This window comes from Nonomuraea sp. NPDC049646 (genome assembly GCF_044465525.1).
Lineage (GTDB): Bacteria > Actinomycetota > Actinomycetes > Streptosporangiales > Streptosporangiaceae > Nonomuraea.
The window spans coordinates 89,579-110,153 of record NZ_JBITLU010000025.1 but is presented as its reverse complement, the minus strand read 5'-3'; the positions used below and the strand labels follow the sequence as shown (position 1 = coordinate 110,153).

At 71.7% G+C, this 20,575-nt stretch carries 9 protein-coding genes; 7 read left to right on the top strand and 2 right to left on the bottom strand.

Annotated elements, in window-relative coordinates; all coding sequences use genetic code 11:
• Positions 1 to 9: 9 nt before the first annotated feature.
• A complete protein-coding gene (locus ACIBQ8_RS46365) occupies positions 10 to 528 on the bottom strand; it encodes a hypothetical protein (RefSeq protein WP_397169292.1) in 519 nt (172 codons plus the stop codon).
• Positions 529 to 573: 45 nt separating this feature from the next.
• Between ACIBQ8_RS46365 and ACIBQ8_RS46360 the strand changes: the two genes are divergently transcribed.
• From ACIBQ8_RS46360 to ACIBQ8_RS46330, 7 genes are all read left to right on the top strand, one after another.
• Positions 574 to 1,443, top strand: a complete 870-nt coding sequence (locus ACIBQ8_RS46360; RefSeq protein WP_397195318.1) for an SseB family protein — start codon at positions 574 to 576, stop codon at positions 1,441 to 1,443.
• Positions 1,440 to 1,847, top strand: coding sequence for a hypothetical protein (locus tag ACIBQ8_RS46355; protein WP_397195317.1), 408 nt, complete (start codon positions 1,440 to 1,442; stop codon positions 1,845 to 1,847). The genes ACIBQ8_RS46360 and ACIBQ8_RS46355 overlap by 4 nt, the downstream gene beginning before the upstream one ends.
• Before the next feature lie 62 nt (positions 1,848 to 1,909).
• Positions 1,910 to 2,314: a YbaB/EbfC family nucleoid-associated protein gene (locus ACIBQ8_RS46350; RefSeq protein WP_397195316.1), complete on the top strand. Its 405-nt coding sequence runs from the start codon at positions 1,910 to 1,912 to the stop codon at positions 2,312 to 2,314.
• Positions 2,311 to 2,655, top strand: coding sequence for a hypothetical protein (locus ACIBQ8_RS46345; RefSeq protein ID WP_397169299.1), 345 nt, complete (start codon positions 2,311 to 2,313; stop codon positions 2,653 to 2,655). Before ACIBQ8_RS46350 ends, ACIBQ8_RS46345 begins: the two co-directional genes overlap by 4 nt.
• Positions 2,652 to 17,696, top strand: a complete 15,045-nt coding sequence (locus ACIBQ8_RS46340) for a hypothetical protein (RefSeq protein ID WP_397195315.1) — start codon at positions 2,652 to 2,654, stop codon at positions 17,694 to 17,696. Before ACIBQ8_RS46345 ends, ACIBQ8_RS46340 begins: the two co-directional genes overlap by 4 nt.
• A gap of 5 nt (positions 17,697 to 17,701) precedes the next feature.
• Positions 17,702 to 18,163 (top strand): hypothetical protein, encoded by a 462-nt coding sequence (locus ACIBQ8_RS46335; protein ID WP_397195314.1) that lies wholly within the window; start codon positions 17,702 to 17,704, stop codon positions 18,161 to 18,163.
• The gene (locus ACIBQ8_RS46330; protein ID WP_397195313.1) at positions 18,160 to 18,726 is read left to right on the top strand and encodes a hypothetical protein; all 567 of its coding nucleotides are present in this window, start codon (positions 18,160 to 18,162) and stop codon (positions 18,724 to 18,726) included. The genes ACIBQ8_RS46335 and ACIBQ8_RS46330 overlap by 4 nt, the downstream gene beginning before the upstream one ends.
• A 590-nt stretch (positions 18,727 to 19,316) precedes the next feature.
• Here ACIBQ8_RS46330 and ACIBQ8_RS46325 read toward each other — a convergent pair.
• The gene (locus ACIBQ8_RS46325) at positions 19,317 to 20,573 is read right to left on the bottom strand and encodes a hypothetical protein (protein ID WP_397195312.1); all 1,257 of its coding nucleotides are present in this window, start codon (positions 20,571 to 20,573) and stop codon (positions 19,317 to 19,319) included.
• Positions 20,574 to 20,575: the final 2 nt, after the last annotated feature.

Below are 20,575 nucleotides of genomic sequence, written 5' to 3'. Positions count from 1 at the left end.
AGCACAGGTTCAGCGGTCGGCGAGGTCGCGGTAGGTGTCCCGGACGACCATCAGGCGGTCGCGGCGGAACCTGGGAGGCTCGGCGGCGCGTACCTCCCGTCCGCGGGCGGACCAGAAGGCCGTCGCGGGGACGTCGTCCTGCCCTTCGGGGATGAACTTGAGCACTTCTTCCACGGCCGCGCGCGCCATCGACAGCGCCCGGCGGCCGTCCTCCGGGTCGTCGGGGACGTTGCCGGCCGTGAGATCGGCGAGCCACATCCACTCCCCGGCGTCGAGCAGTTCCGACGGCTCCGCGCCGCCGAACGTCGGCCAGCCGGCCGGCATGACCTCGCGTCGGGGCAGCGAGAACAGGTACTCCCGCGCCGCGCCGCAGTCGTCGCAGGCACCCGAGTAGCACTTGGCCAGCGAGCCTTCGACGCTGACCACGCCGCTGTCCCACTCGGTCTCCACCGAGCCGCACTGGCACGGGTTGAGGTCGAGGTACACGAGAGCCTCGTCGCGGGTGCGGGCAATCGGCCGATCCGTCACACGCGCAACCTACAGGGAAGCCGATCAACCCACTAGGGTGTCGCCATGCAGGCACCGACCGCGTTCGAGGAGCGGCTCCAGGAGGCGCACGGCCGGCACGACCTGACCACCTGTCTCGCGCTGCTGCGGTACGCCGACTTCGCCTGCCCGGTCAGCCAGGCCGCCGCCAGGGGCGAGGAGCCGGTCACCTGGCCGACGTTCCCCGGCGCCGATCGGGTGTGGGTGGCGGTGTACACCTCGGCGGAGGCGATGCGCGAGGCGACGGACGGCGGCGTGCGGCATTTCCGGATCCTGTCGCTGGTCGAGCTGGCGGCCGCCTGGCCCGATCCTCGCTGGGGCCTGGCCGTCAATCCGGGTCTGGAGCCGTCGTTCCTGCTCGAACCGGGCACGGTCGCCAGACTGGCGGTGCCCACGCTGGAGCAGGACCTGGCAGCGGAGCCGGACAGCGGCCTCCCGATCATGCAGAAGCTGCTGGAGGTGGCACAGCTCCAGGAGCTGCTGGAGAGCGAGCGGCCGCGGATCTCCGGCTACTGCCATCACGCGCTCGACGTCGCCCACATCGCGACCCCTTCGGTGCTCGCCGACGCGCTGCTCCAGGAGGACGCGCTGACCGCGGAGGGCGCGGTCAACCTGTTGCGCTGGCCGGCGATCGGGGTGGAGCTCTACCGCACCCCCTACGGCGGCGTCGACGAGCGGGGCCGGACGGCGGTGGCAGGCTGGGTGATCGAGGAGCCGCCGTTCGTCGGCATGGGCCTGCTGCCGAACGCCGCCGAGACCATCAGGGAGTACAAGGTCGACGGCGTCGGCCTGCCGCACGGCGCAGAGATCGTGGAGCTGGGGTTCGACGGCCAGGAGCGCGTCCAGGCGAGGTACGACGCCGACCACGGCCGCTGGCTGATGGTGGCGGACCGGTGAACGGGGAGTCGTACCGAGCCCGCTGGGACGGGACGGACTACGAGGCGTCGGCCGAGCTCGTCGACGGCCGGCTGTTCATGCGCCTGTACGCCCCGGTCCCCGCGGACGGCTTCGAGGAGGCGGCGCCCGGCCGGTTCGTACGCGTGGTTCCCGCGGCCGGCTGCGCGGCCATCTGGCACGTGACGACCGTCTGCGAGTGGCGCGGCGCCTCCTTCCTGGTGCTCGCGGAACGGGAGACGGAACTGCTCGTCGAGTACACCGGCGGGAACGCGCCGCACGCGGCCGGGCTCGGCCTGGAACGGATCGAGCGCGGCGTGTACCGCGCCTGGGTGCGGCGGGAGGAGGTCTCAGCGCTCGGCGAGAAGGCTGTGATGATCGGGGGCACCGGTGAACGACATCACTGATGATCTCTTTCGAGCCGGATGATGTTGTTGTTATATTCACCCCAGTCAGGGGGTGGGCCTCGATGGAAGACGCGGACATAGTGGGCCTCCAGGCCTACGCCGACGAGTTACGCGACACCTTCATGCGCATGCAGCGCGACGTGGGCGAACTCAACGCCCGCGCCCAGGCCGTCCGCGTCACGGAGAGATCCGCCGACGGGCTGGTCTCGGCGACGGTGAGCGTCCGCGGAGAGCTGATCAGGCTCGATCTCGACCCCCGGCTGTACCGCCGGCCCAACGCCAGAGGGCTGGCCGACACGATCACCGACACCATCCGGCGGGCCACCGCCAAAGCCCTGGACGAGCTGGTCGACCTCTTCGAGCCCGTGGTGCCGCCCGAGCAGTTACGCGCCCATTTGGAGGGCGACCTGGAGGCCGTGCTCGACCAGCTCTCCGGTCCGCTGCCGGGAGAGAGACGCCGCCGATGACCGCCGACGACCGGGCGGACGTGCACATCCGCGAACCGATCAGCCACAGTCTGAACCAGTGGGACGCCATGGCGACCGACCTGGGCGCCGCCTGGCCGGCCATCGCGGCGCGGATCCGGGCGCTGAACGCCGTCCGTCCCCAGGGCGACGGACCGGACGGCGTGTCCTTCAGCAGGCAGTACCTGGCGGGCGGAGGCCCCGAGAGATTCCTGCGCGACACCGATGATCTGATCAAGGAGATCTCCGGCTCCGGGCCGCTGCTGCGCGCCACGGTCTCCAACACCCTCACCACCGAGCAGGCGATCGACCTGGGGCTGTCGAACGCCTACCGAAAGGCATGATGGCGGGCAAGGGCGACGTCACCACTGCCACCGACGAGGCGCGGAAGCCCGCGGGCGGCACCGGCGCGTTCGACGGCGGGATCGCCACCAAGGACGTGGAGCCCGTCTGGCAGACCGAGGCGCTGCCCGGCTGGGTGGTCCATCACCTGATCCCGCTGCTCACGGCGGGCCAGAGCTGGCCCGAGGGAAGCGAGAGCAAGCTCTGGGAGTTACGCGTCGAGTACGTCAAGCTGATGAACCTGCTCATCAGCACCCTCGACCCGACCGCCGCCACCGTGCAGACCCTGAACGGCAGCCTCCAGTCCCCCGCCAAGCCGGCCATCTTCAAGCGGCTCGCCAAGCTCTACGACGACAAGGCGGGCGTGGTCGCCAAGGCACAGGAGTCCTTCTCCTACGCGAAGATGGTCGACAACTTCGCCCGCGAGACCCAGTACACCAAGCTCTCGATCAACATCGCCTTCTGGATCGCGGTGATCGCCGCGTTCATCGCCCTGATCGCGGCGGGCTTCTTCCCGCTCGCCAGCCTGATCCTGCGCAGTGTCGGCGCCGCGGGAGGCACCAGGATCGCCATGATCATGCAGCGTCTGGCGCTGGTGGCGTCGAGGTCGGGCGCGGTCACCGCGAGCGGCCAGGTCAGCAAGCTCGCCGGAGCCGGTGCGGGGTCGTTCTTCAACAAGGCGCTGGCGTACGAGCTGTTCGAGGAGATCAGCGAAGAGCTGCTGATCGACCTCACCACGCAGTACCAGCAGATCAAGATGGGCACCCGCGACACGTGGGACTGGAAGAAGGTCAAGGCGGCGGCGATCGGCGCGGGCGTCGGCGCGGTCGCGGGCACCAAGCTGGGCGACCCGATGTCACGCTTCGCCAACGACCTGCCCGGCATCTCGCGGCTGAACCGGATCGCGGGCGACAACCGCGGCGTCGGCAACGCGTTCCTGCGCTTCCCCGGACGCGCGCTGAACACCGGCCTGAACAACATGGTCGCCTCGCCCGCCGGCAGCATCGTCGCCAACTACGCCGTCTACGACCAGTTCGCGCTGCCGGGCGCGGAAGGCTTCTACGGCGGATTCCTCGGCGGCGCGGGACGTACGAACACCCTCAGCCCGACCAACCTGGAGGTCTGGCACGCGGCCGCCACCCCGGTGACCTCGCTGAGCAACGTGGTCAACGAGGCGATGGCGGCCCAGTGGAACGGGTCCGCCGCCCCGGCGGGTCCATCTCTCGATGCCCTCTCGTCAACAGGCGGCCCCCAGGCCGGTGCACCCGACTCCGCCGGGAGCCCAGTGCTGCCGCAGCAGGGCGACCTCCCCGGCGGGGGCAGGCGGGACCGAACGAGCACGGTCCCCGAACCGGCGGCGCCCCAGCAGTCCGCATCGAAGGCGGCCCGAGCCGCACAGACCGCGGACGCCACCCCGGACACGCCCCAGGCCCCCCGCCCTCAGCCCACCAGCGACACCGAACCCCGCCAGGACACCCCCACTCCCCCGGCCCCCCAGGTTCAATCCCAGCCTCAGGACCCGCAAGACCAGCAGGACCGACCGCAGGACGCGCGACCGGCGTCCCAGCCGACCGCGCAGGACGCCTCCCCCGCCGCCGATCAGCAGTCCGCGCCCACGACGGACCAGGCGCCCGCCGAAACGCCGCACACCTCCCCCGACCCGGACACCACCGCCTCCCAGACGCCGACCACCGCTCCAGACACGACCACGGCCCCGGACGCGGCCCCCGCTCCCGACACGACCACCAACACGGACGCGGCCCCCACCCTCGACCGGACCAGCGGCACCCCCGACACGGCCGGTGCCCCGGCCGAGAACGCGACCCCGGGCACCACCAGCACCCCGGAGACCGCGCGGGCCGGGGACCCCCAGAACGTCGGGGAGCCTCACGTCGCCCAGACACCCGATCCCGCCCTGACCTCGCAGGACACCGGCACCCTCACCACAGCCGAGACGGCGGCCGCCCCCGGCCCCACCCCGCAGGCCCAGACGGACCCGGCCCCCGTCCCCGCCCAGCAACCCTCCCCCCCCGGCCCCGCCCTGGTCGCCAGGCTGATCGGCGCCGTTCGCCGTACCAGGGACGCCCATGCCCTCGTGAGCGGACGTCCCGTCGAGGACAGCAGGTTCGTCGCGAACGGGCGCGCCCGTGGCGTGCCTGAGCTCACGGTGGCCGAGGCCAGAGCGGCGTTCGAGGTCGAGGTCCTCGCCTCCGACCTCGGAACGGAGGTCACCGGCCTGCGCTGGACCGCCCCCGACACGCTGGTGGTCGAGGTCGCGGGCCTTCCCGACCAGACGTTCACCTTCGAGGTGGGCCACGTCTCCCGGCGCAGGCTCGGCCGTACCGTGTTGTACGCGGACGGCGTCAACAAGGTGCGACTGGCCCCGCGCGTGGCCCCCGACCAGGTGGCCAGGCTGATACTGCACGAGATCGCCGACGCCCTGCACGCCAGGAACCAGCCGCGCCAGGGCCTTATGCGCCGCCTGATCACCCAGCCGAACGAGCGCGACGAGTGCCTGAGCGCCCGCCGCCGCGAGCTGGACTTCCTGAACCGCCGGATCAACCTGACGAGCGGCACCCAACGATCCGCACTGGTGGAGGAGCGGGACGCCGTACGCAGGATCCTGGAGGCCCACGGCGAGCTGGAAGAGGGCGGGGCGCGGCCGGCGCCGGCCCATCAGTCGACGAACGACCTGATCGACCTGCTGACCAGCCACGACCAGGCCGTCGCCCAGCTCGTACAGGATCTCGACCAGGCGCTGGCGCAGCAGATCGACCGGCTCCTTCGCGTGGAGTCCGACCTCCGCCTCCGGGCGATGACGGTGACCGACATGGGCACCTCCTCGCTGCTGACGGCGGCGTCCCAGGCGAGGGCCGCGTACGAGAGCGCCCAGGCGCTCGTGCACACCGCGGGCGCTCCCGGCAGGAAGGGCACCGAGTTCGCCAGGGCGCTGCACGCGGCCCACCAGCTCCACCTGCGGTACGAGGAGCAGGCCGACCCGGCCGTCCTCGTTCCCGCGCTGTCCCAGGCCACCGAACCGGACGTGCTCCGCGCCCACATCGCCGCGCTGCGGGCGGCCGCCGACGAGCTCACCAGCCCGGCGCGACGTACACCGGGCACGGCGGCTGACCGCCAGAGCGCGGCCGACTCGGCCGTACGGGCCGCCGAGACCTACCAGTTGCTCTTGGACGAGACGGTTCAGGCGCGGCGCATCCTGATCACCCCGCCGCACGTGCTCGCCTCGCAGCTGCTCCGCCTGGGCGCCACCCACGAGGGGTACTACCGTCAGCTCACGACGCCGGACCTCCTGGCGAACACGCGCGCCGCCCAGGTCATCGACGACGTGCTCGGCGACCTCCTGCAGCACGTGTCGGACCGGCGGGCCGCCGCCACGGCGCTGCGTACCACCATCGAGGGGTTCGACGGGGTCGTCAGGGCGCAGCGCGCGGCGGTGCGCGCCTACAACGAGGCGGCGGGCGCGCGGTACGTGCTCGCGGCGGAGGCGCTGGCCCGGCGGGACCTGGAGGGCGCACAGAGGTGGCGGGCCACCGCGGCGGAGCTCGCCCGGCTCGGCACGCTGCACGAGGCGGCCGAACGCCTGGCTGTCGCCGCCCGCGACGTCCACGAGGTGCTCGCCGAATTGCTGAAGGGGGTGGTCGCGGGAGAGCCGGTCGACCACGCCAGACTGAACACCGTCGCGCGAGCGGCCGCCACGGCCATGGAGGCGTACCAGGATGCGGTCGCCGCGCTGCCGCCGGCGACACCGCCCGCATTCTCGGTGCCCGAGCCACCGCCCACCGCGCTGTCGGAGCTGAGGGCGGAGGTCGAGGCGGAGGAGCGGAGACTGGAGGCCGCCTGGGCGCACAACGTCGAACTCAGCAGCCGTCACCGGCACCATGCCGAGGAGTCCTGGGACAAGGCCCGGGAGGCCTGGAATCACGCCTTCCTGCACGGCCTGAACGAGGACGACGGCGCTCCCGAGCGCGCGCGTCAGCAGGTGCTGGCCGCCGAGCAGGCGGAGTCCGCCGCCAGGTACCACACGCGGGCAGCCGAGCGGTACGCGGCCGCCGCGATCGCCGCGAACCAGGCCCTTGATGCCGCCGACGCGACAATGACCGCCCTGAACAGGGTGAACAGGCCGGACAAGCCCAGAACGCTGCAGGTCGAAGTCGCCCTCCAGGAGATGCGGAGCCGATCGGACGCCTACGACTCGGCCCACCGGGAGGCACTGCCGCCGCCGCACGCCCTGCTGGCCGCCTACGTCGCCGGCCCGATCGCCGACCTGGCCCCGCTGACCGAGCTGGTCAACAAGCTGCTCACGGACCAGGGCCTGTCCATGCGCTTCTCCCAGGAGGAGCTGCGGCGGGCGATCCGCCAGGCCTTCCACACCGCGGTCGCGCCGGACGGCCTGCTGCTGCGCCTGAACGGGACCGCAGGCGCGGAACTGCGGATCCGGTTGACGCTCGACGACCTCATGGAGGTGGCGAAGCCGGCCGCCTCCCACTCCGAGACCATGCTCGGGCAGCTGCCGCAGGGCGGCGGCAGGGCGTCCGCCACCGGCCGCCGATCCAAGGGGTTCACCTTCGACCGGGACATCATGGACCTGGGCCGGCACTTCCTGCGAAGCACGTCCTGGGATATCTTCCACCGCATCGCCGACCACGGTGTCATGAGGCTCAAGTGGAGCAGGGGGGGCGCTCACTCCCTCTCCACCGCGGCTGCGGACAACTGGCTGGGCGGCAACGTCGAGGACAACCGCGGCACGGCCACCATGTTCACCGCCAGGGCGAGCTGGAGCGTGGAACTGCGCACCGCGTCCGGCACCCCGGTGACCGCCCCGCTGCCCGCCGGGGAGACCACGCGTCAGAGCCTGTGGCTCTCGCACGCCTATCTCCTCGATCCCAGTGACCAGCCCCTCCAGCTGCCCGAGGCCGACCGGCGGCGCTCCCCCTTCCCCGAGCACGTCGTCGTCAGCATGACCGGCCTGCTCGACCTGGCCGAGCGGGTGACCGGACGGCTGACGAAGGTCATGCGCAGCCCTGTCGCCCGCGACCAGGTCGTCACGGCGATCACCGAGGACCTGCCCAGCAACCTCGGCATGGCCGTCAACGATCCGGCGGGGCTGCGCCGGGCCATCATCGTGAACGGCCAGGTCCGTGGCGTGATGACGATACGCACGACCGTGCTCCCCGGGGACACCCGTGTCGGCGGCCCCAGCACCAAGCACCACCAGGAACGGCTGCGCGTCGGATCCTCCCAGGCGGGCCAGAGCCATTCCGACAGCCACGACACGGGCTTCGGAGGGACCGTGGGGTGGACCTCGAAGACGGCCGACCAGCCCGGTCAGGACCATCCTGCATGGGAGGTCACCGGCCGCGGCGATGTGAGCAGGGCGGCATCCGCGTCCACCAGCGTGACCGGCGTGGCCATCCATCCGAGCGTGCAGCGATGGGCGGGCGAGACCCAGGGCTACGTGCTGAACATGGTGCACACGGTGACGATCCAGATGGGCGGTCAGGACCCGATCACCCTCGTCTCCGACCCGAGCACCGGACTGTTCCGCATCCCCGAACCGGACGCCTACCGCTACGGCCTCCCGGTCGACCCGGCAGCCGAGGTCGGGCGCGACACGGACGGCAACGTCCTGCTCAGAGGCGATCCCGTCAAGGCCGATCCGCCCGGCAGGGTCGGCGCACTGCCCACCTGGTACGGGACGGGCGAGAACCAGACGCGCGGCGCGGGCCCGGCGCTGGTCCAGCGGATCACCGGCATGGACTCCATCCGGGAACAGGTCGAGGAGTACCTGCGCCGCGAAGGCGTGTTGCCCAAGCTCAGGAACGGCGTCCCCCGCTACTCCCTCGATCCTTCGGTCAGGGCGAGCCAGATGGCCAACGAGCAACTGGTGGCCGAGCAGTTCTCCGCCGAACGCCTGGAGACCGGCTACGACCAGGCAGCCCAGGCGGGCCTGATCGTCAACCTGGTCCACCACAACCCCCTCGGCCAGGCCGAGCACTACACCCTGCGGATCAGCCTGAGACAGGACTTCGACAACGCCGTCTACGAGGGGGTGACCGGCGCCGAGCCGGTGGTGAACCTGGACATCGGCTCCGACACCTACACCTCGTCCCGGAACATGACCGGATCGGTGACAGCGGGGGTGGGAGGCGGCCTCTCCTTCAAGGACGACCCCGGCCTCGATCTCGGCGGATCCAACCTCTCCGCCGGCGGCGGCCGGAACCGCCAGGTGGAGCTCATGACGGGCAGCACCGTCAACCAGGTGAAACTCCTGGAGGGCACCGGGCAGAGCGCGGTCTTCCGCATCCCGCACATCGTCCAGGTCGAGCGGCTGACCGGGGCGGGCCTCGAACGACCCGTGGCGGAGGGACGGGCCGGGGACGCGCGGATCGTGCTCCCCTCCGACCTGCTCCCGCTCGCGCTGGCGTCCGACGGGCACCCGCGTCCGCCGGGGCCGCGGCACTCCACCTCGACGTCGGTGCTCAGGCGGGCCACCGTCGCCCACCTCGACGTCGGCGACATCGCGACGACCGTCGCGGAGCAGTTCGGCGGTTCGCTCCACCGCGACTCGCCCGCTTTCCAGCACCTCGCGGCGTTCTTCAACGTACGCAGCCTGATCAGCCACCCCGAGGTGTTCACCTCCGGTCACCGGACCGGGGTGGACCGCCAGACGGCGACCGGGACGGCGCGGCACCAGCCGGTCCGCCTCGACCTGACGCCGGGCCAGTCGCGGTTCCTCTCTGCCACCGACATCCTGGTCGGCGACATCAACCTCACCCTCAGCTCCCACACCAGCACCACCCGGGTCTCCACCCCATGGGACGCCGGGGGCTCCGTGGGAGTGCCGGCGCCCGGTGAGCGGGAGGGCGGGGGAAGCGGCAGCTCCTCGTGGGGGCGTACGACCTCGAAGGAGCAGAAGCTCATCTCCGGCCCCGAGCGACTGAGCATCGACACGGGCAGGCACTACTCCTTCGTGATGGACGTCGCCGCGAAAGTGACCGTGGGTTCCGGCAAGGACGCGAAGACGGTCACGCGGAACGACGGCACCGTCGTCTACCTGGTCGCCGAACGCGACGCGCTCGACCTGTACGCGGACCGAGAGGTCGAGCTGCCGCTGCACCAGCTCGTCGACGCCGCCGAACGGGTGATGAACGGCGACCTGAAGCTCGGCCGCCGGGTGGCGGTCAAGTTCATCACCCGGTACCTCGAGGACCTCAAAAGAGCGAGGGCCGCCCATCCGTCGGGCGTCCCGGGCCTGACCACCCTGCCGGGCGTCCCGCTCAGCCGGGGGCACGACACCGGCAGGGCCCTCGCCGCGCTCCTCGAACTGTTCTCCTCCGAGACCCTGGCCGAGATGATGCCGCCGGGAGTTCCACCGGGCCGGCCCGGCGAGCTGCACGGCGAGACCATCGACCGCATGCTGAGCCGGCCGGAGTTCTACGACCACGTCGAGGCGCAACTGGTGGCGGCCGCCGAGCGGCTGGAGAACGGCGAGGTGGCCGCCGTGCTCGCGCCGACGTACCAGGACGCCATCGGCATGAGCACCGTCAAGGGGGTCAGCCTCCATCCGGAGGACCAGCCGCACGCCGAGGTCGAACTGCTGGACGAGATCACGAAGGCGGTCGAGGCGGTGGCTCCGGGCGCGCTCGACCAGGACACCGCGCTGTGGCGCGCGCTGTCGGCCGACTTCTCCGGCAACAGCTGGCTGGGCAAGATCGACACTCTGCTCGATCCGGACTCCCCGCCCGCCGAGTACACCGTCAGGGGCGACGGGGTCACGGACACCCTCGAGGTCACCGTACGGGCCGTGCTCAGCGACGACGTCCAGTATCGGGGCGAGGTCTCCGACGTGGGGCAGATCCTCCAGCTCTACACCATGCACGAGGAGAACGTCTCCGAGTCCTCGGCGCTGACCGGCACCTTCGGCGGCAAGGACACCGAAGACGGCATGGAGTCGGGTTCCACGGGCACCGACCGCGGACGCGGCGCCTCGGCCGCGAGCAATCTGCAGCAGACCCGGGTGCAGCGGGCGGCGTCGTTCGAGGGGACCAGGGCGGAGGTGCGCCAGGGCATCAGGCTCGTGGTCGACGTACGGCGGGTGAGGTCCACGTCGCCTGTGGAGGACGCGTCGCTGGTCGGGGAGGCTTCCCGGCGCGTCTCGGGCACCATCGACCGGCTCATCCCGCCCGGCATGGTCGCGCGCACGGGCACCGCCCCTCAGCCCGCCGTGGCCGATCCGCGGCCCTTCCCCGTGCCTGAGAACTTCATGGTCGAGAGCACGCGGGTGAAGGACCTCGCCAAGGCCGTCGAACGGCACCTGAAGGCGACGATGGGCCTCAACCTCTCCCGCCAGGAATCCCGTACGCTCGCCCAGATCCTGACCGGCAACAACCGGAACGCCAACTTCGAGCTCATGACGGCCGAGGACGGGCTCATGGTGCTCGAAGTGCCGATGGCGCACGGCAGGGTGGCCCGCGTGCACATCGGAGCGGTCTTGTCCGAGCCCCTGACGATCGCCCAAAACCACAAGGACTTCGAGATCGGGCAGGTCGACCGCAGACAGTGGGCCACGTCCGCGAGCGCGGACCGGACCCGGCTTCTCCCGGCCGGGATCGCCGTCGGGAGCAACGACATGCGGAGGTGGCTCCCGTTCGACCTCAAGTTCGGCATGGGCGGCAGCTACCGCAGCCAGGGCAGCGACGGCGCGTCGGTCAGCGGCGGCAACCGCAGGGAGACCAGTGTCTTCGAGAAGGCCGACAGCAGCTCGGTCAGGTTCCGGGTCGACTACACCGTGCGCGTCGAGGTCTCGCCGGCCCCGAAGTCCGGGCAGAGGCCGCCGCAGGGGGCCGTCCGCGTCGCCACGGGCCACGCCGATGTGATCGTCTTCGACGAGGTCATGCGGGAGCTGGCCGAACAGGCCGAGAACCCGCCGCCGACTCTCGGCCACGAGGCTTCCGGGCCGGCCACCGCCGCCCCCGCCCTGCCGAGCCCTGTCGGTTCCGGGACCGGGCGGCCCGTTCGTTCGTACGGGGAGCTCAGGCAGGCGCAAGTGGACGCCCGCGACCGGAACCAGAACGTCCTGGTCACGCTCCGGCCTCCGTACGGGCCGCCCCTGACCTACGTCGCCACCCCCGACGGCCGCCTGACGGCGCAGGGGGACGACGGGGGATTCGGGCCGCACTTCGCCGGACTGCCGTCCTCCCTGATCGCGGTGGCCGAGCAGCACGGGATGGACCTGCTGGCCCTGCACGAGCGCACCATGCGGGGGGCGGACCCGAACCCCGCCGCCTCCACCGACCCCGCCGGACGCCCCGAGCGGCAGACGGAGGAGAAGCCGGCCCGCACTCTCGCCCAGCACCTGCGGAACGAGCTGAGCAGGCGCGGCATCCTGCAGGCCGCGGATCCGGCGGCCTGGCCGGCCAAGAACAAGCCCGACGACGCGGAGAACGGGCCCGGCGGCGCCCCCCGTTCCACCCACGGCTCCCCCCTCCCCGACTCCGGGTTCGTCGCGGACGGCCGGGCCGCCGGAGAGGACGACCTCACCGTCGACGAGGCCAGGCAGGCGTTCAACAACGAAGTGCTGCTGGAGGACTTCGGCGGCGTCGGCGGGACCTGGCGGGTGCTCTGGAACGACGGCGACACGCTCACCCTGGAGTCCGACCTGCTCGGACGGCTGCACTTCCAGTTCCAGGTGGGCCCGGTCGAGGGCGGCTACCTGGGAGAGACCACGGCGACGAACGCCGGCACGCAGGACGATCCGCACCTGGTGACCCTGGCTCCCCGCGTCGCCTCCGACCAGGTGGCCCGGCTCGTCCTGCACGAGATCAGCGACGTGCTCCAGTTCCGGATGGAGGGCGAGCACGCCCACCCGCACACGCCGGGAGAGGCCACGCGCGACGAGTGTGTCACCGCCCGCCGCAACGAGCTGCGCTTCCTGGAACGCAAGCAGCGCGAGGCCCTGGCGGCGGGCGACACCGCGGCCGCGGACCGGCTGGCCGGCGAGATCGCCGCGGTGAAGGCCGACCTCGCCGCGCGCACCGGCCCCTCGCACCCCATCGACGCCCTGATCAACTGGACGGAAGAAACCGACACCCAGGACGCCTCGGACCCCCGAACCGCCACGGAAGCGGAGGTCCTGGGCATCCCGAGTGATCCGGAGCTGGCGGCTCTGGGGGTCCGGGGCGAGCCGGAGCCCCTCGGCGCGAACGTCTCCAAGGTGACGCTGGCCGACGGCTCCTCCGCCCTGCTCCTTGAGGAGTCCACTCCCCAGAGCAGGGACCTGACCCTGGTGATGACCGGCCTGGCTCACCGCCTGGGCCTGGTCGGCCCCGCCAGGGCGGCCGGCGACCGGCACATCCTGATCGACTGGACGCCCACCGCCCCCTCCGCCGGCTTCCTCGGCACGCGCGAGGCGGTGCTGACCGGATACCTCGTCGCCCTGGCCGACGTCCCGCCGCTCGTCACCAGGCCGGCCCTCCACGTGCTGCCGAGCGGCCGCCCGCTGCTCGACCTGTTCCTGCGCGAGGACGCCTCCGGCCGGCGCGACTGGGCGAGCAACCCGCTGTCCCCCTCGGACGTGCGGGTGCTGGGAGCCATGCTGGAGACCGCGCGCGAGGACTTCGCCCGGATGGGCCTGCAGTCCCATTACGACGAGATCATGCGACGGCACCGGGGCCTCGCGGGTGGCCCGTTCGCCGGGAACGCGGTCGGCCTGGAGAGCGTGTTGGCCGCCGTGCCGGGGGCCGAGCTGCCCCTCGCCCGGGTCGCGCCGCTCAGGGCCATGGACGAGGGGCCTGCCGACTCGCGAACGGGACTGGGCCCGGCTGCCGAGGGCCAGGCCGTCAACGCGGCTCGCCGCCTCCGCGTCAACGTCGAGCAGGCCATCAAACAGGGCGTCCTGTCGAAGCGGGCGTCGGCTCTGGGCGACGTGGTGACGTTCCCCGACGGGTCCCGCGCTCTCAGGATCCCCATCGTCGACGCCTCGGAGGTCCTCGTCCGGGCGCTGGCCAGACAGGCGCTCGGCCTCGCCGGCCCAGCCCTGCACCTCGACGAGGACGGGTACGTGTGGCGTACGTTCGGCAGCGACGTGTTGCGGGCGAGCGTCGCCACGGGCGTCTCCCGCGTGCTCGGCGTTCCGGGGTCACCCGGGCGGACGACCGAGGTGGTCTTCGGCGACGGCCGGCGGGCCCTGCGGCACGAGTTCCCGACCAGCGCGGCGGCGGACGAGCACGAGGCAAGGCTGGAGGAGGCGTACGAGGCCGGTGACGGCCTGCCCGGCGCGCATCGGGCCACTCCCTACGTCCTCTACGAAGAGTTCCGCCGGCCGGCGGAACCCACCCCCGAGACGCAGGCCCGCCTGGCCACCCGGGCGCTCTACACCTTCCTCGCCCGCGGCGAGCCCTTGGACCACGCGACACTGCGACGGCTGCTCGACGTCAACCCGCTGCTCGTCCAGTTCGGTGAGGCCGGCGACTGGGAGTTCCGGGGCGGCGCCCCGGTCCTGGCCCCCGGCGACGTCGCCCGGGTCACCGCAGCCTTCGAGGCACTGCGTGACACCTTCGGCGCGCTGTCCCTCGGCGACCGGTACGAGCGGTTGCTGAACATGCTGAGCCAGTTCACCGGCTCCGACGACGCGAGGCTGATCCCGCTGGCGTTCTCCGAGGGCCGGACGACCGTCGAGTATCGCGCGCCCGCATGGCGGCCCGCACCGGGAACGGACCCGATCCTGGGCGACCTCCTGCGGAACGATCACCTGGCGCAGGTGATCGCGGAGAAGCGGACCGACGTGATCTCACGGGCCGACGCCGAGCTGGCGGCACGGGCGAGCGCGGAAGGGCATGTGTTCGCCCGGGTTCCCGACGGCTTGGTTCCCGGGGGCATCCTTTCTGGGGAAGAGTTCACCGTGGGCACCTTGATCGAGGGTGTCGACGACGCCGGCCATCTGGCCGAGGGCCCCCACGGCACCCGGGTGACCATCCTGGCGTCCGACTACGTCCCGGTGGCGGACGTGTCGGGCAAGCCGCATCACGCGCTGTTCAGGTCCGGCGCCCGGTTCACCGTGACAGCGGTGATGACCACCGACGACGGTGAGGTTCATTACTTCCTCACGCAGCACCAGGCCCAGCAACGAACGGGACCGGTGGTCACGCCGAGGATCGGGCTCACCGATGAACTGGCATGGGACATGGCGGACCATCTCCAACGGAACGCGGTCACCCCGACCGCGGCGGGCCTGCGCATCCGCAGCGGTCTGGACGTCGGCGCGGCGAAGCGGCACACGGTACGGCCCATCGAAGGCGCCTTCGTGGTCGAGGGCCGCTACTCCCAGCGGGGGCTGATAGTCGACGACCGGCTCCTGCGGGCCGAGGTGGTCGCGGCGATGCTGCTGTGCTCCCCCGACCTGCCGCAGCACGCCGCGATCATACTGGCCGGCCCCCATGACGGGACGACGACCTTCGCGCAGGAGCTCGCCTGGTACACCGGACGGGTCGTGCTGGCCGCGGACGGAGCCGTGGAGACCACGTCTTTGGGCAACCTCCGTGTCGGGAACGCCGCCCAGCCATCGGCGCAGTTCCGGTACTTCCTGCCCGCCGACACCTCGGTGGTGGTCGGGGAGCAGCTCAGGGCCTGGCTCGGTCCCAAGCTGGCCGCGATGCCGGAGGATCCGCGGCCCAGTCGTACGGAGCGCAAGGGACACATGCGTCCCGTCCCGCTTCTGGCGGCCGTCCGGCCCGTCGAGTCGTCCGGCCCGGTGTCCGCGCCACCGCTGAGCGCCCGGCACCGGGACCTGATCTCCGAGCATCGCCGCGAGGTCAACGCGGGCATCTGGTACCGCGACGAGAGCTCCGCGGTCATGCCCACGGCCGATCCACGCCTGCTGCGACGCACCACCGACACCATCGACGTCGCGATCGCCGGTGACGGCACCGGATTCTTCATAGGCTCCGAACGACTCAGCGCGGCCGACCTGGGCACCATGCTCGCCCACGACCCGCGCGTGCTCGCGCAGCCCGACGCGTGGATACGCATCCTGGGCTGCGAGACGGCCCGCGACCCGGCGGTGCTCCAGGAACTGGCCGACCTCACCGGCCGGTCGATCCTGGCCGGCAACGAGATCGTCTACATCGGCGCCGACAGGCACGCTCACACCGCGGCCGTTCAGGGATACGACGAGGACGGGCGGCCGGTCTTCCCGTTCGACGACGACGGCCAGTGGTTGCAGGCCCACCCGTCCAGGAAGGTGACGCCCGCCACGCCCTTCGCCGTCCCGGCACCGCCGCGCGTCCTCGAACAGCGTCGCCTGCCCCAAAGCGCCGTCGACGAAGCGCTCGCGGCCGATGCGAACGAGTGGGAGTTGTTCGGAGAGCAGGGAGTAGACGGCACCGTGGCGCACCTCACCCTGGGGGACGGCACCAAGATCGTACGGAAGGGGACAGGCGTCGTCGAAGCCAGGGCCGAGGTCCTCGGGTCGCTGGTGGGACGGCTCATCGGCGCCAACGTCCCCATCGTCGTCGCGCACCCGACGGATCCACGCACGGTCTTCATGGAATACGTCCGCGGCACGCACCCCGCCGACAGCCCGGACACGAACGCCAAGCGCAACGCGATCCTGCTCGAACTCCTCGACCTGTTGATCCTCAACAACGACCGGCACCCGAACAACCTCTACGACACGGGCCCCGGTATGGCCGGTGTGGATCACGGACGCGCCTTCATCGTGCCCCGAGTCCCTCACGGACACGCCGCCTTGATGCCTGGCACCGAAATCACCTCTATCCCGTCAGTCGGTAAGGTTCTCCGCGGCAACTTCGTCGCGGCCGGACCCCACGACCGTCCCGTATGGGTCGACAACCCACTGAGTCGGCAGGACGTGGACTTCCTCACCGAGGTCATGGTGTCGCTGGCTCCCCATTACCGGGACAGCGGCTTCATCCCCGCCTACGAAGAGGCGCTCAAGAGGCTGTACCACATCGGGATGCACGCCAAGGGCGAGATCTCGCTGCTGGCGCCGCCGGCACCGGCGCCGGTCCGGGTCCAGAGCCATTTCGGCTGGGACTTCGACGACCACAACGACGTCGTCGAGGACGTGACCCGGCGGCTGGCGGCCGGCGAGGACGTCGCGTCCGTCGTGCCGTACATGACGCGAGACGCGATGACCACGGACGTGGCCTTCGGGCTGGAGCTGGAGTTCGCCCACGCGGGCGGGACCATGGGCGTCCGGGCCGGCGACGTGCGCCTGATGACCGAGGAGCTCCACCGCGCGGGGCTCGCCGCGAGCCCCAAGGTGTTCGGTCACCACAAGGCCCCCGACTCGATGAGCGGCCGGCCGTACATGGAGCGGGAGGCGAACCCGCGTCTCATCGCCGGCGAGTTCGTCTCCGGCATCCTCCGGGACACCGAGCAGACATGGGCGGACCTGGCCCGGATCACCGAGATCATCAAGTCCCACGGCGGCGAGATCACCCCGGCGACCGGCGGTCACATCCATGTCGGCGCCCCGGGTCTCGGCACCGACGTGAAGGGCATGCACCGGCTGCTCACGCTCTACTACGGCTACGAGGACATCCTGTTCCGGCTCGGGCAGGACCCCAGGGAGCCCTTCGGCATGCACCGGCCCTATCGGTACTGCGAGCCCAACGAGGTCACCGGCGGCACCGAGCACTCGACGCAAGAGCTCCGCGACGTCCACCGCCGCCCCTCCGCACTCAACCTGGCCCATGTCATCGGCACGGCCGACGATCACGTGGAGTTCCGCCACAACGACGGGCATCTGGATCCCTCGTTCATCCAGGCACGGATCAAGCTCGTCGCCGCCATCGTGGACTACGCGCGCAACGGCGGGGAGCACCTGCCCGCGCGGGAACAACTGGGCACCCACCTCGAACACGACCGGGACCCGCGGCGGGACGCGGCCTCCTTCATCGAGATGGTGAACACCCTGTTCACCCGCCAGGCAGACAAGGAACAGCTGACCGCCCTGTTCGCGATCACGACATGGCAGCCGGCCTCGGACGACGGACGATGGTGAGCGAGATGAGCGTACGCGTCAGGAACACGTCGGCGGCCGAGGCACCGCCGACGCCCCCGGCCAGGGCCGACGGCACGCCGTACGCCTACGAGGTCATCGACGGCTGGTGGCGGATCTACGGGGACGAGCCCGCCGAACTGATCACGGAGCTGATCCCCGGCTATGCCGGCACCCTGGAGGACAGGGAACGTTATGCGCTCGCCGCCGCGGCGCGGCTGCAGGCCGGGCTGGCGGCGGCAGGGCGGTTCGGCGACTGCACGGACGCAGAGCGTGAGGTGATCCTGGCCGACCGCGCGCGGATGCCCCTCGTCGAGCACTGGACCGCGGCCGTGCCGCTCGTGCTCGTCACCACGCTCTGCCCGCCGCCGAGGCCGACCGGGGAGATCGTCTGGATCGACCCCACGGACGACCTCTCCTTGTTGTCGAGCCTCGGGCAGGCGGGGTTCGTCCAGGTGAGCGGCGCATGAGCACGCTCAAGGTGGTGGTCATCGCCTCCGGCACGGTCATCGGCAGGCTGACGCGGACCGGGGACCAGGTGGAGTACAGCTCGGCCGACGTCCGGACGTTGATCGAGTCGATGGCCGCCTCGCGGGAGTGGAGCCCGGCCGAGGCGTTCGACGGGTTGCGCGGCTGGAGCGACGGCTACGTGGAGATCGTTCCGGAGATCTCGGTGGCCAGGGTCTTCGACGGGGTCAGGGACGGCGTGCCGTACTTCCTGCCCGACCGTCCGCGGGTGCGGGACCCGCGGCTGGTCGACTACCTGAGGGCCGGCGCGGCCGTTCTCTCCACGACGAATCTCGACCTCGATCGGCTCGACCCGGCGCGCGGCGCGGTGGTGCCGCTCAGCTTCCGGACCGACGGCACCTGGGTCTGGACGGACACCGTCACCTACTACCTGGAGGAGCACGGCATCCGTCCGGACGAGGGGCTCTGCGCGCATATCGTGGCACAGGACTTCCGATGTCCGGCGGTGAGCCAGGCCGTCGCCGAACGCACGCTGCGGGAGCTGCGCCGGTCCTCTGCGGGTTAGCCGATTCTGCCGGAGACGGCATCGCCCACCTCGTTGCCCCAGACGTCGTCGTCTTCGTGCAACCAGGTGCTGTTCTCCTTGTCCTCCGACTCGTGCGCGCCCCCGCCGGACATCGGCCGCGCCTCTCATGCAGTACGTACAGCGGACCGCGGCCGGGGTGCGGCTGCACAGCGAGGGCATGCCCCTCTCCCCCTCCACGCCGGTACGGCCCGTCGCCGGGGCGTTCGTGGTGGAGGGCCGCTTCGGTGGCGACGTGGCCCTGATCCGCCGCGACCACATCGAGCCGGGCACGCTCGCCGCGCTGCTGCTGGCCGTTCCCGGGCTGGGCCCCGACGACGCGATCCTGCTCGCGGGGAGCGACCTGGCGGACGAGACGTTCCCCCAGGAGCTGGCCGACGCCACGGGCCGGGCGGTGATCGCCGCGAGCGGGACGGTGGATCTCTCCCCGCAGGGGGACCTGCGGGCGTGGGGGCCGGGACGTATGCCCGGCGACTTCCACGTCTTCCTCCCGGCCGGTGACGCACGTACGCGAGAGGCACCTCGCCGGGCCGGTCCCCGGGCGGTCGGCGGCTGTCGTCCCTGCGGTCCGGTCAGCCGATTCTGCCGGAGACGGCGTCGTCCGCGTCGCTGCCCCAGACATCGTCGTCCTCGTGCAGCCAGGTGCTGTTCTCCGTCTCCTCCTGCTCGCCGGCCGCCCCCGCGCCGCCCATCGGCATGTACGGGAAGCCGTTGCCGGTCGCGGACGCGGATCTGGCGTTGAGCGGGAGGGCGCCGATGCCGGTCATGGTGCCGCCGACACCGTTGCCGGTGCCCGCTGGAGGGATGCTCCCGTTCGGGAAGGAGGTGGAGGTGTCCGGGGTCCAGCCGGCCGGGCGCCGGAAGTCCTCCAGGGTGGTCGAGCCGGAGGTGTCCGGCAGGCCGCCCGTGCCCGGTAGGCCGGCGCCGGTGTCGGGGCCGGTGCCGCCGCCGGGGTACGCGGCGCCACGGTCGGCGCCGCCGGGATCTCTGCCGCCGGGGGTGCCGGTGCCGGAGTGGGTTCCGCCGGGGTCGGTGCCCGTGCCGGAACTGTCCGGGGTGGTCCCGTCCGGGTAGCCGTCCGGGCTGAGGGTGTCGCCGGGCAGGCCGGGTGTGGGCGTGTCGCCGGGCGGGGTGTCGTCGATGCCGTCGAAGTCCTCGTTCTGGAAGTGGTCGTCGGGACGGGTGAAGGAATCCGGATCGATGCCGTCGCTCCGCGTGTCGTCAGACGTCTCCACCGGAGGGGTCGGAGCCGTCGGGTCCTTGAGGTCGGGCACGACCTTGTGGATGGTGAACGGCCACTGCTCGTAGGCATGGCGCAGGTCGTTGTTGAGCAGCCGGAGATGCTGGCCGGCCAGTTCGTCCGGAGAGCCCCACTCGTACCCGGCGTTCATCGTCCTGTACCAGGCGGGGATGCTGTCGTCCCAGGTCTCGCCGTTGTCGCTCCACGCCTCGCCCCTGTGCTCCACGAAGTCCTGGTGGGCCAGCAGCCGCTTGCAGAGCGCCTCCAGCGGTCCGCCCACCGCCCTGAACTTCTCGGCCAGCTCGCGGATGGTGGCGTGCAGCGTGCGCAGCGACTGCTGCGACTCCACCGACGAGGGCCCTTCCCAGATCTTGGCCATCGCGGTCGCGCCCGACACCAGGGCCTCGTTCATCGAGGTGAGCCGATCGGCGGCCGACAGGTAGGACGCCGCCACCTGCTGGAGGGACGGCACGTCGATGTTCGTGATCACGTCCTTGACGCCCGCCACGCTCCGGCCGTCGTCGTCGACGGAGAAGGGCGCGCCCCCGGCGGGGCGGATCGGGTGGTCCGCGGACACGTCTACGGCCATCT

Coding starts and splice junctions, on each gene's coding strand:
- ACIBQ8_RS46360 (WP_397195318.1), top strand. CDS start 574: ATGCAGGCACCGACCGCGTTCGAGGAGCGGCTCCAGGAGGCGCACGGC.
- ACIBQ8_RS46350 (WP_397195316.1), top strand. CDS start 1,910: ATGGAAGACGCGGACATAGTGGGCCTCCAGGCCTACGCCGACGAGTTA.
- ACIBQ8_RS46345 (WP_397169299.1), top strand. CDS start 2,311: ATGACCGCCGACGACCGGGCGGACGTGCACATCCGCGAACCGATCAGC.
- ACIBQ8_RS46340 (WP_397195315.1), top strand. CDS start 2,652: ATGATGGCGGGCAAGGGCGACGTCACCACTGCCACCGACGAGGCGCGG.
- ACIBQ8_RS46335 (WP_397195314.1), top strand. CDS start 17,702: ATGAGCGTACGCGTCAGGAACACGTCGGCGGCCGAGGCACCGCCGACG.
- ACIBQ8_RS46330 (WP_397195313.1), top strand. CDS start 18,160: ATGAGCACGCTCAAGGTGGTGGTCATCGCCTCCGGCACGGTCATCGGC.
- ACIBQ8_RS46325 (WP_397195312.1), bottom strand. CDS start 20,573: ATGGCCGTAGACGTGTCCGCGGACCACCCGATCCGCCCCGCCGGGGGC.